The organism is Haemophilus sp. HMSC066A11 (assembly GCF_001811665.1).
Lineage (GTDB): Bacteria > Pseudomonadota > Gammaproteobacteria > Enterobacterales > Pasteurellaceae > Haemophilus > Haemophilus influenzae.
On record NZ_KV805870.1, the window covers coordinates 62,659 to 74,828 of the forward strand.

General features: G+C 38.2%; 9 protein-coding genes and 1 tRNA gene. 4 read left to right on the forward strand and 6 right to left on the reverse strand.

Features of this window, described 5'->3' with window-relative positions:
* Positions 1–29: 29 nt before the first annotated feature.
* From HMPREF2813_RS05990 to HMPREF2813_RS06000, 3 genes are all read right to left on the reverse strand, one after another.
* Complete coding sequence (locus tag HMPREF2813_RS05990; RefSeq protein WP_014550699.1) at positions 30–1,226, reverse strand: Bcr/CflA family multidrug efflux MFS transporter; 1,197 nt, start codon at positions 1,224–1,226, stop codon at positions 30–32.
* Position 1,227: 1 nt separating this feature from the next.
* Entirely contained in the window at positions 1,228–1,926 is a 699-nt protein-coding gene (rsuA, locus tag HMPREF2813_RS05995) for a 16S rRNA pseudouridine(516) synthase RsuA (RefSeq protein WP_005657592.1), read from the reverse strand.
* 90 nt (positions 1,927–2,016) lie between these two features.
* Positions 2,017–2,637 carry a DUF1919 domain-containing protein gene (locus HMPREF2813_RS06000; protein ID WP_005687323.1) on the reverse strand — a complete coding sequence of 207 codons (621 nt, stop codon included), beginning with the start codon at positions 2,635–2,637 and terminating at the stop codon, positions 2,017–2,019.
* A gap of 197 nt (positions 2,638–2,834) precedes the next feature.
* On the opposite strand from HMPREF2813_RS06000, the gene HMPREF2813_RS06005 reads away from it, so the two are divergent.
* Positions 2,835–5,105, forward strand: coding sequence for an NADP-dependent malic enzyme (locus tag HMPREF2813_RS06005; protein ID WP_005687322.1), 2,271 nt, complete (start codon positions 2,835–2,837; stop codon positions 5,103–5,105).
* Between the two features lie 228 nt (positions 5,106–5,333).
* Complete coding sequence (locus HMPREF2813_RS06010; protein WP_041174660.1) at positions 5,334–7,259, forward strand: LTA synthase family protein; 1,926 nt, start codon at positions 5,334–5,336, stop codon at positions 7,257–7,259.
* Positions 7,260–7,289: 30 nt separating this feature from the next.
* Here HMPREF2813_RS06010 and uvrB read toward each other — a convergent pair whose 3' ends face one another.
* Entirely contained in the window at positions 7,290–9,329 is a 2,040-nt protein-coding gene (gene uvrB, locus HMPREF2813_RS06015) for an excinuclease ABC subunit UvrB (protein ID WP_005687320.1), read from the reverse strand.
* 436 nt (positions 9,330–9,765) lie between these two features.
* On the opposite strand from uvrB, the gene HMPREF2813_RS06020 reads away from it, so the two are divergent.
* Positions 9,766–9,841 (forward strand) — tRNA-Asn (locus HMPREF2813_RS06020).
* Between the two features lie 102 nt (positions 9,842–9,943).
* Here HMPREF2813_RS06020 and zevB read toward each other — a convergent pair.
* Together zevB and zevA are read right to left on the reverse strand one after the other, a co-directional pair.
* On the reverse strand, positions 9,944–10,912 hold the full coding sequence (gene zevB, locus HMPREF2813_RS06025) for a zinc transporter permease subunit ZevB (RefSeq protein WP_015702144.1): 969 nt from the start codon (positions 10,910–10,912) through the stop codon (positions 9,944–9,946).
* A gap of 2 nt (positions 10,913–10,914) precedes the next feature.
* Complete coding sequence (gene zevA, locus HMPREF2813_RS06030; protein ID WP_014550702.1) at positions 10,915–11,535, reverse strand: zinc transporter binding subunit ZevA; 621 nt, start codon at positions 11,533–11,535, stop codon at positions 10,915–10,917.
* A gap of 324 nt (positions 11,536–11,859) precedes the next feature.
* Between zevA and HMPREF2813_RS06035 the strand changes: the two genes are divergently transcribed.
* Entirely contained in the window at positions 11,860–12,165 is a 306-nt protein-coding gene (locus HMPREF2813_RS06035) for a type II toxin-antitoxin system RelE/ParE family toxin (RefSeq protein ID WP_005650215.1), read from the forward strand.
* Positions 12,166–12,170 lie beyond the last annotated feature (5 nt).

Genomic DNA, 12,170 nt, shown 5'->3' on the forward strand with positions numbered 1-12,170 from the left:
AAGAAAACAATCATTGCGCCGTGGGGAATTTACCCACGGCTTTTAAGATTTCGGCTGGTTAGAAAGTAATACGCCAACACGGAAATCACGACACATGCCCCCATAGTAAAGAGCATTGGTGCGGCAGTATCCATTTTCATTGACGCGACTAAACTTCCCATAATTGCACCCACTGCAAAACGTACGCTACCAATCAAAGAATTTGTTGTTCCCGCCATTTGAGGACATTTTTCTAAAGCTGATGCCATTGCATTTGATGAAATCACTGGGTTTGGACCGACGAAAAAGGCGACGCCAATTGCCATTGGCCAAAAACCAAGATCTAAAAGTGCGGTCAAAATTAGCCACATTCCAGAAAGGAATTGAATTGCGAGGGCTATCCGTAACATTGTTTCTGCACCCACTTTAGTAACAAATCGGCTATTCAAAAAGGAGGCAAAGATCATCGTAACGATATTCATCATAAAGAAATAACCGAACTGATCGACGGGAACGCCATAAATGCCGATATAGACAATTGATCCTGCCGTCACAAAAGCAAACAACCCACCAAAGCTAAAAGAGGCGGCAAACATGTAGCCAAGCACTTCTTTTTGCTTCCAAAGCAGAAGGAAATTGCGAGCGATAATATTTAAGCGCAGCGGAATGCGATTTTCTTTTTTATGGGTTTCTGGAATGATGAAAAAGACCAATGCAGCGGCTAATAATCCCACGAGCGAAATAACGTAAAAAATCGCATGCCAATGGAAAAATTTAACGATGTAACCCCCAATAATTGGCGCAACTAAAGGTGCAAGCATAAACACTAACGTAATGGTGGACATCACTTTGGATAGCTGATCTTTACTAAATAAATCACGCAATAATGCGCCAGAAAGTACAACAGGTGCGGCACCAAAGAAACCTTGCACAAAACGAAGTGCGGTAAAATTTCCAACTGAATTTATTTCGGTAAGCACTAAAGCTGTTAATGCGCCCACAATAACACCGAGTAAAATGATCGGTTTTCGTCCGAAACTATCACCAAAAGGCCCCCAAAAAAGCTGACCAAACGCCATGCCATAAGCAAAAGAGGTGAGCGTGTGTTGTACTTGTTCTGGACTTACGTCGAGATCTTTCGCAATTTCTAAAAAAGACGGCAAATACATATCCACGCCAAAGGGCGGTAGCATAGAGAGAATACCGAGGGTAAGAATAAAGATGAAAGTCGATTTTTGTTGATTCATATTATTTTACTAACTTTTCAATTTCACTTTGAGTTAATGGGCGGTATTCCCCTTCTTCTAAGGATTCATCCAACACTACATCACCAATTTTCCAGCGATGTAATCCAACGACTTTATTCCCAAGTGCGGCAAACATACGTTTTACTTGATGATAACGACCTTCAGAAATGGTCAGATTCACATTGTAGTCATCTAAAATTTCTAATTTTGCTGGTTTAGTGGGCTCTTTTTCTCCGCGTAATAAAATACCTTCCGCACAAGCCGCTGCATAATTTTCTTCTACAGGATCAGCTAATGTCACCAAATATGTTTTTTCACAATGATGTTTTGGCGAAGTAATACGATGTGACCATTGTCCATCATCAGTAAGCAATACGAGACCTGTCGTATCCACATCTAAGCGACCTGCGCTATGTAATTTGCCCGCCAAAGGGTAATCGAAAAATTGATAAATAGTTGGATAGTCGCCGTCATCATTAGAACAAACACAGCCTTGTGGCTTATGCAACATAAAATACTGGCCTTCTTCTACCCAAGTTAATAATTCATCTTCAAAATAAATTTCGTCTTCTTGTGAAATTTGTACTGAGCCACTTTTGACAATTTCACCATTAATTTTTACCGCACTTTGACGGATCGCTTTTGTTGCTTGAGAACGAGTTAATCCCACATTTTCAGCAATAAATTTATCTAATCTCATTATGTTTTCTCTTATTAAAATTCGCTAGGCATTTTACAGGTTTTTGCTTTTAGAACGAAACAAAAAAGGCTGCAATACAGCCTTTATCTATTAAGCTTGGTTAAACCACTTCACGTAATCGAATTGATCGTAATATTTTTTCCCATTCCAGCCAGAAAATTCAAAAATATCGCCCACCTGATTTTGCTTCTCGAAGCCTTTTATATAACAAGCCGATTTAAAAGCTGGGTAGGGCTTGTGAGTAAAAATCACTTTATTTTTGAAAGGGAGTTGATCAAAAAGTTGAATGTCTTTTTCGGTCACGCCGTCTCGATCTGTCATCATAATAAAAAGATTGTCTAACTTCATTCGTGACGTGCGAAGTTGCCATTTTTCATTGGCTTCTTGCTCACTGTGATAATGCATAAAATGAATTTCAAGATCGGCAAGTTTTCCCACTGGATAACTTTTTTCTGTTTGTACGAATGTGAGAGGTTGAGTACGGTAGAAATCCATATTTTGTAAATAACGCAAAAAATCCTGTGGCGAGAGACAGAGATTCACAAAAGGGGAATTAAACGGCTGGTGCAAATCATGTAAGATAAAAGCCCCCACGCAATTGGCAGAAATGACAGTCATGCCTTGGTTAGTCAATTTACGTTGTAATGAACGATTGATAAAAAATCTTTGGCATTTATTCACCGCACTTTTAATTTTTTGAAATGGATTCATTTTCTCATCCTTTATGCTTTTGTTGCGAAAATCCTACCTTTTTTGCTGAAAAATGAAAAGTCTAGCTAATGCCTCGCATCAAAAAAATTTTGTTATAAAGTTGTAAGAATTTGCAGTTCGTCACAATTTTTTGAATAAAAAACAGATATAATCGACGCAGTATTTCAATCCTGTTTCAAGAAAATGGAGCACTTATTATGAGCGAACAATTACGTCAAGCAGCCTTAGATTTCCACGAATTTCCAATTCCTGGAAAAATCGAAGTTACCCCAACAAAATCACTCGCAACACAACGCGATCTTGCTTTAGCTTATTCACCAGGTGTGGCAGAGCCTTGTTTAGAAATTGAAAAAGATCCTGCCGCCTCTTACAAATATACCGCGCGTGGCAATTTAGTAGCGGTGATTTCCAATGGTACAGCGGTACTTGGGCTTGGCAATATTGGCGCGCTTGCCGGCAAACCCGTAATGGAAGGGAAGGGCGTATTGTTCAAAAAATTTGCAGGCATTAACGTGTTTGATATTGAAGTGAATGAGCATGATCCCGATAAACTTGTGGATATTATTGCCTCGTTAGAGCCAACTTTCGGTGGAGTGAACTTAGAAGATATTAAAGCACCAGAATGTTTCTATATTGAACAAAAATTGCGTGAGAGAATGAATATTCCTGTATTCCATGATGACCAGCATGGCACGGCGATCATTAGTGCGGCCGCGATCATCAATTCTCTTCGTATTGTAGGTAAAAAAATTGAAGATGTTCGACTTGTTGCTTCTGGTGCGGGTGCAGCATCAATTGCGTGTTTGAACTTATTACTTTCTTTAGGTATGAAACGTGAAAATATCACAGTTTGCGACTCGAAAGGCGTGGTATATAAAGGCCGTGATGACAAAATGGATCAAACCAAAAAAGATTATGCAATTGAAGATAATGGCTGGCGTAAACTTGGCGATGCGATTCCAAATGCAGATATTTTCTTAGGTTGTTCTGCGGCTGGTGCGCTTACGCAAGATATGGTTAAAAGTATGGCTGCGCATCCAATTATTCTTGCTTTAGCTAATCCAAATCCTGAAATTACCCCGCCAGAAGCAAAAGCTGTTCGTCCTGATGCGATTGTATGTACAGGCCGTTCTGATTATCCAAACCAAGTAAATAACGTGCTTTGTTTCCCATTCATTTTCCGTGGTGCATTAGATGTGGGCGCAACCACTATTAATGAAGAAATGAAACGTGCGGCAGTTTATGCCATTGCTGACCTTGCATTAGAAGAGCAAAACGAAGTGGTAACCTCTGCTTACGGTGGCGAAGGGGCAACATTTGGTGGGGATTATGTGATTCCTCGTCCATTTGATCCTCGCTTAATTGTGCGTATTGCACCAGCGGTAGCAAAAGCTGCAATGGAATCTGGTGTGGCAACTCGTCCAATTCAAAATTGGGATGCTTATGTTGAAAAACTCACTCAGTTTGTTTACAAAACGAGCTTGTTTATGCGTCCTATTTTCAGCCAAGCAAAATCGGCAAAACAACGCATTATTTTAGCGGAAGGGGAAGAAAATAAAGCATTACATGCCACCCAAGAAGTGATTTCAATGGGCTTGGCAAATCCAATTTTAATTGGTCGCCGCAGCGTGATTGAAGAAAAAATTAAAAAACTTGGTTTACGTTTAACTGCAGGTGTAGATTTTGAAATTGTGGATAACGAAGATAATCCTCGCTATGAAGAATGTTGGAAACACTATTACGAACTTACTAAACGTAAAGGCATTACACCTGCAATCGCAAAACGTGTCGTGCGTTCTAACACTACCGTATTAGCTTCTACATTGCTTAGCTTAGGTTATGCAGACGCTTTAGTATGTGGTTTATTTGGTTCATACGGAAAACACCTTGCCTCTATTCGAGATATTATTGGCTTAAAAGACGGTGTGAAAACTGCCGCTGCTTTAAATAGTCTTGTATTACCGACGGGTAACGTATTCTTAACAGATACTCACGTAAACAGTAATCCTACAGCAGAAGAATTAGCTGAAATTACCTTAATGGCAGCAGAAGAAATTCATCGTTTTGGTATTGAACCTGCAGTTGCATTGCTTTCTCATTCTAATTTTGGTTCGTCTGATTCATTAGGCGCACCAAAAATGCGCGAAGTATTACAAATCGTCAAAGAGCACAATCCACATTTAATGATCGATGGGGAAATGCGTGGCGATTTAGCGATGAATGAAGCACACAGAAAAGAATTAATGCCTGATAGCCCATTGAAAGGAAGCGCAAATTTATTAGTGTTCCCTGATTTGAGTGCATCACGTATTAGTTATAGCTTATTACGCGGCACCACTACGGCAATTACCGTTGGCCCGATCTTAATGGGTATGAATAAATCTGCGCATATTCTTAATCCAGGCGCATCTGTTCGTCGTATTATCAATATGATTGCCTATGCAGCAGTGAAAGCACAACAAGAGTAATCGAAAAAAGTGCGGTAAATTCCCGTCGTTTATTTAATGAAGCCTCGATTTTTCTCGAGGCTTTATTTTCTAGTGAATGTGTTTACATTTGAGATTAAGTAAAACTATGCGAAAATTTACCGCACTTTAAGACTTTTGTCGTGTCGAAAAGGAACCGACCGATAGACAGTTGCCTATCTTTCTTTAATTTAATACGGCTTGGATGCCGTTGTGTTAGTGGTTTTTACAATGAAAAAAGCACATTCCCCTTTATTCCCCATCTTCACATTCGTGTTGATTAATCTCATTATCCTTTCCTTATCCCGTTTGGGACTCGCTGTGTGGCAATCAGAGCGTGTATCCGCCGTAGATGGCTGGTTGCAATTATTTTTGCAAGGCGTACGAATGGATGTTGTGGCACTTTGTTATTTATTTGGCGTACCAGCATTGCTCACAACATTGTTCCATAGCAGTAAAGTTTGGGTAAAAATTTTACGCCTATGGCTAACCTTTGGTAGCGTGTTCATTATCTTTATGGAAATTGCCACACCTGCCTTTATTGAAACCTATGATTACCGCCCAAATCGTTTATTTATCGAATATCTGATTTATCCGAAAGAAGTTTTTTCAATGCTTGCGGAAGGGCATTTAAGTGCGGTGATTTTTAGCCTTGTTTTCACGATTTTAGCTGCCGTGATTTATTGGAAAATTTCTGGTTGGGCAGTCAAAAATTTACGTTCAATGAGTTGGAAACTTCGTCCTGTGATTGCTTTGCTTGTTGTTGTAATTAGTTTTTTGGGCGTACGTTCAAGTTTTCAACACCGTGGTATAAATCCTGCTATGGTGGCATTTTCTTCTGATGCGTTAGTGAATTCTTTGGTGCTTAATTCGGGCTATTCCGTCATTTATGCGGCACAGCAATTTAAAGATGAAGAAAAATCTTCAGAAATGTACGGAAAAATGGATGCAGATGAAATGTTTCGTATTGTTAAAGCTAGCCGTGGCCGTCCAGAAAGTGATTACATTTCAGATAAATACCCAACTTTAACGAAAAATGTCGCGGCTTATCAGGGGAAACCTAAAAATATCGTGATTTTGCTACAAGAAAGTCTCGGTGCTCAGTTTATTGGAACACTCGGTGGCAAACCACTTTCTCCAAATGTGGATCAGCTCGCAAAAGAAGGGTGGTTATTTGAAAATCTTTATGCAACAGGCACACGTTCAGTACGAGGTATTGAAGCAACAACGGCTGGTTTTACGCCAACGCCAGCTCGTGCAGTGGTGAAACTTAATAATGCCCAAAGTGGTTTCTTTACTATTGCGGATTTATTACATAAACAAGGCTATAACACTTCCTTTATTTATGGTGGCGAAAAGCACTTCGACAATATGGCGAGCTTTTTCTATGGCAATGGTTTTAAAGATATTTGGGATCAACAAGATTACCAAAATCCAAAATTTACTGGCACTTGGGGCGTGAGTGATGAGGATTTATTTGATAAAGCCAATGAAACTTTCACGAAATTACAAAATGAAGGTAAACCGTTTTTTAGTTTAGTGTTTAGTTCCAGCAATCACGATCCATTTGAATATCCAGATGGCAAGATTGAGCTTTATGAGCAACCAAAAGCCACTCGTAATAACGCGGCAAAATATGCGGATTATGCGTTAGGTCATTTCTTTAAAATGGCAAAACAGTCTAATTATTGGAAAGATACGATTTTCTTAATTGTTGCGGATCACGATTCTCGTGTAGGCGGAGCAAGTCTTGTACCAATTAAGCATTTCCATATTCCAGCCTTGATTCTTGGTAATGGCATTTCGCCACGCCGTGACAGCCGTCTTGTGAGTCAAATTGATATGCCAACTACATTGCTTTCTTTAGCAGGCGTCAGTGGCAATTATCCCATGATTGGTTTTGATTTAACGCAAGATGTAAACCCAGATCGTGCTTTTATGCAATACGATCAAACTCAAGCAATGATGAAAGGCAATAATGATGTGGTGATTCAAATGCCAAATAAAGCAGCGCAAGGTTATCATTATGATAAATCAACAGAAACTTTAACGCCAAAAGACGTGCCTGATGCAATGAAAAAAGAGGCATTGGCTCACGCTTTATTAGGTAGTTATTTATATAAAAATCGCTTGTATTCTTCAGGTGAAAATAAATAGACAGAACGCCAGCTTAAGCTGGCGTTTCTTTTAGTTATCAAAAACAAATTGTTCACGCAATTGATGTAATTGATTGCGAATTGCCGCGGCTTTTTCAAATTCCAAATCTTGCGCAAATTTATACATTTGTTGTTCCAATTTTTTGATTTGTTGTTGATATTCTTTGGCATTTTTCGGTGCATTATAAAGTGCGGTTGGTTCTGCCGCCATTTTTCCACGTTGTTTATTGGCTTTCGCTTTTTGGTTTGCACCTTGCCCAATATCTAATAATTCACCGACTTTCTTATTCAATGCTTGTGGCACAATGCCATGTTCTTCATTGTATTTTATTTGTTTTTCACGACGACGATTAGTTTCGGTGATGGCTTTTTCCATGGATTTTGTGATGCTATCTGCATATAAAATTGCTTTACCATTTAAGTTTCGCGCAGCACGACCGATGGTTTGGATCAAAGAGCGTTCAGAACGTAAAAATCCTTCTTTGTCCGCATCTAAAATCGCCACAAGAGACACTTCAGGAATATCTAAACCTTCACGCAATAAGTTAATTCCAACCAATACATCAAATTCCCCTAAACGCAAATCACGGATAATTTCTACTCGCTCCACAGTATCAATATCGGAATGCAGATAACGCACACGAATCCCGTGTTCATCCAAATAATCCGTTAAATCTTCCGCCATTTTTTTAGTGAGTGTTGTGACTAAAACTCGCTCATTTTTATCTGCTCTTTGGCGAGCTTCGGAAAGTAAATCATCCACTTGAATTGACACTGGACGAATTTCAATGAGTGGATCAAGTAAACCAGTGGGGCGAACCACTTGATCGATGATTTCACTGCCTGATTTTTCTAATTCATAAGGTCCTGGTGTTGCGGAAACATAAATGGTTTGCGGAGCTAAGCGTTCAAATTCCTCAAAGCGTAACGGACGATTATCCAAGGCGGATGGCAAACGGAAACCATATTCGACTAAGGTTTCTTTACGTGAACGGTCGCCACGATACATTCCACCAATTTGAGGCACAGTTACATGAGATTCATCAATAATTAAAATGGCATCAGAGGGCATATAATCAAATAATGTTGGTGGTGGTTCGCCCTCATTTCTTCCCGATAAATAGCGAGAGTAGTTTTCAATTCCCGAGCAATAGCCCAATTCATTCATCATTTCAATATCAAATTGGGTACGCTGGCTGATACGTTGTTCTTCTAAAAGTTTATGTTCTTTAATGAAATATTCACGGCGTGATACCAGTTCTTTTTTGATGTTTTCTATCGCATCTAAAATACGTTCTCTTGGCGTCACATAATGAGTTTTAGGATAGATCGTAAAACGTGGTACAGCACCAAAACTACTACCAGTGAGCGGATCAAATAAACTTAAACGCTCGATTTCATCATCAAATAATTCAATACGCACCGCACGATCATCAGATTCCGCAGGGAAAATATCAATAATTTCTCCGCGAACACGGAAAGTTCCACGCTGAAATGCTTGATCATTGCGGGTATATTGTAATTCCGCTAACTTCGCTAAAATTTGGCGTTGATCGATAATGGCACCTTGTTGTAAATGCAACATCATTTGTAAATAGCTATCAGGATCGCCCAAACCATAAATTGCAGAAACAGAAGCCACCACGATGGTATCTCGACGTTCTAGAAAAGATTTCGTCGCAGAAAGTCGCATTTGTTCAATTTGATCATTAATAGACGCATCTTTTTCAATAAATGTATCACTGCTTGGCACATAGGCTTCTGGCTGATAATAATCATAGTAAGACACAAAATATTCCACCGCATTTTCTGGAAAAAAAGCTTTCATTTCTGCATAAAGCTGAGCAGCAAGGGTTTTATTCGGTGCAAGTAACATCGCGGGGCGATTTAATTGAGCGATTACATTGGCGATAGTAAACGTCTTCCCCGAGCCAGTTACCCCGAGTAAAGTTTGATGCGCCAAACCATCCGTTAAATTTTCAGCCAATTTTTCGATAGCTTGTGGCTGATCGCCAGAGGGACGAAAGTCGGAATGCAGAATGAATGGTTTTGTGTTGATTTTTTCAGACATAAAGTGCGGTTGGTTTTTTGATAGTTTTGAATAATGCCTATTTTAGCATATTTAATGTGTAAAATTGATCAGGCAAAAATCTAAGTTTTACACAGACTTAGCGATGTCAAGAGGAAGATGTCACAAATTCATTAAAAAAACTTTAAATTTTTACTAGACAAAACTTAACTTATTGATTTTAAATTAAAATTTAATTTTAGGCTAATCTATAATCAAGATCGAATAATCCTTGTAAGAACAAGGGATCCGCAAAATTTTAAAAAGTTAATCCACAAAGTTATCCACAGGCTCTGTGGATAGAAAAATAAATATTAGGGGGTATATAAAAGATGAGGAAATTTTTTATTTTTTTATGAAATTTTTTTAAATTTTGCATTGACAAGCTAACTATCGATCATTAAAATTCGCGCCCTGTTCCTTGTGATACAAAGTTTATTCCTCCTTAGTTCAGTCGGTAGAACGGTGGACTGTTAATCCATATGTCGCTGGTTCAAGTCCAGCAGGAGGAGCCAATTTTTCTTTTGGTTTAGAGTTTGTTTGTCTCCTTTTACAAATTCTAAATTAGCAACCAAAAGATTTTGAGCTCATCATGTTGATGGGCTTTATTTTTAACTTCAAAATAGGATTTTGCTTCCGCCAGTTGAGATGGTTGTGCCGTATAACAAACTCAAGGCAAAAAATAGCATTATTCCACCTGCGATTAATTTCACGATACTTTCGCTTTTTCCTTTCGTATGTTTTGAACTATACCAATGCCCTAAGTGGATTGCGGTATTTCGTGCATAACGTACAATTCCTGCGAAGGCTGACAGCATAAGCCCCGTGCCGAAAGACATGGCTAATACAGCTAAAATTCCCCAGCTATAAAGATCAAGCATATAAGCTAAAAATAAAACGAAAATCGCACCGCTACATGGTCGCATGCCAATTGTTAGAATCACGAGGAATTGTGATTTTAGATTGGTTGCTTGTGCAGTTTGTGTGGGGCTTGGCAAATGTTGGTGTCCACAACTACAGGTGTTTGGTTGAAAAGTGCGGTTATTTTTCACCGCACTTTTTTCGTGTAGAGGGAGGGGATTGAGGGATTTAATGGCCAATTTAGCTTTTTTACGATAGGCACGTAGACCTTGCCAAATCCAATAACAGCCGAGAAATACCAATAATAGCAAGGCAGTTCGTTCTAACCAAAGCTGACTTAATTTGAAATAACGTGATGAAAGATTTAGCACTACAACAAGCAATGTTGTTGCTGTAATCGCGACAATGCCTTGCATTAAGGATGAAAGTAAGCTCAAGATAGTGCTTTGTTTTAATTGGCTTTCATGCGTGGAAAGATAGCTGGCAATAATAAATTTGCCGTGTCCTGGCCCGAGGGCATGGAGTACGCCATAAATAAAGCTGGCGAAAATAAGTGTGATGCCTGCCTTGATGCTATTATTTTGAATTTGATGTAAATTTTCCGAAATAAGCTGATTAAACTCTTTTTGCCAACTGGCAATATGTAAGAAAAACCAAGGGGAAAAATAGACAAGTAAGGCGAGTGCAATTACTAATAACACGAGCCCAGTTTTATATTTTTTCATTTCTACTCACATTGAATTATTATTTTTTGCGCGAACATTATGCCTAAGGAATCATCTTCGTTCTTTTGGGATTTATCAAGTGAAGATGCGTAGGCTTGGATTTTTTCATCCACATTAGGTTCAATTAATTTTCCTTGGCAATTTTTCGAAAGTGCGGAAAAATCTACCGCACTTTTTGAAGCGTAAGTCATCGCCACATAATAAGTGAGATCGTAAGTTTGTAAGCTAAATGTATTTTTTTCTAACTTTTGCGGATGGGCGAGTGGCACATCAAAATAATATTGCAGTTGTAAGCCTTGAACATTAATGCCGTAATTTTTTGGGCGAGGGGAATATTTGATTTTATTATTCTGAGCATCATATAGATAGCTGAAATAATGTTCACTGACGATATTTCCCATCACATCATCAAGAAGTTTTTGTTTTTCCGATTTAGTTCTAGCTTGTTTCATATCATAAATAACTGCAGACGAACTTGGTTCATCCAACGTCCATTTCATTGAAAAACCTGTGAGTTGATTATTTTCTATAATGGGCGTGGTTTGTATATCAATAAATGCGTGAGGATGGGCTAAAACACCAAAACTAACGAATAAACCGAGTAATAATGAATACGTTTTCACAAAAAATCCTATTATTTTGAACGCTAGAATTTGAAGTTGTTTATTCTACACGCAAAAACGAATTTTTCTGTCAAAAATGTTGATGTAAATCAAAAAAACTCTCAATAGCATTTCCCTTGCCTTTCAATATTCAGTAACATAGCTCCCGTCAAGTGATTGCTTGATATTCATAAAGTTCCTAAATAAAATAATGATAAATATAGCTAAACTACTTTCCTGCCACCCGTTTCGGGTGGTTTTTTTTATCTAAGTCGAAAGATGCACTCTTGCATTGTGCATTTATTCTTATTATGATCAGCTCGAGTATAACTAAGAGAATAATAGATGTTTAATTTAAAGCGTGAGCATTTTAGAGATGATTATCTTTATAGGTTTTATCAATATGGTGATACTCATAGTAAGATTCCTTCTAATTTGTATAAAGTATTGGCAAGAAAATTAGATATGATAAGTGCCTCAGAAAATATCAACGATTTACGTTCTCCACCAGCTAACCATTTGGAGTTGCTTGAGCCAAAAGAAAATAAAATTTATTCCATTCGAGTGAATAAACAATATCGTTTAATTTTTAAATATGAAAATAACGAAGTAAATAATTTATATTTAGATCCACATTCTTATAATTTGTAAGGAGG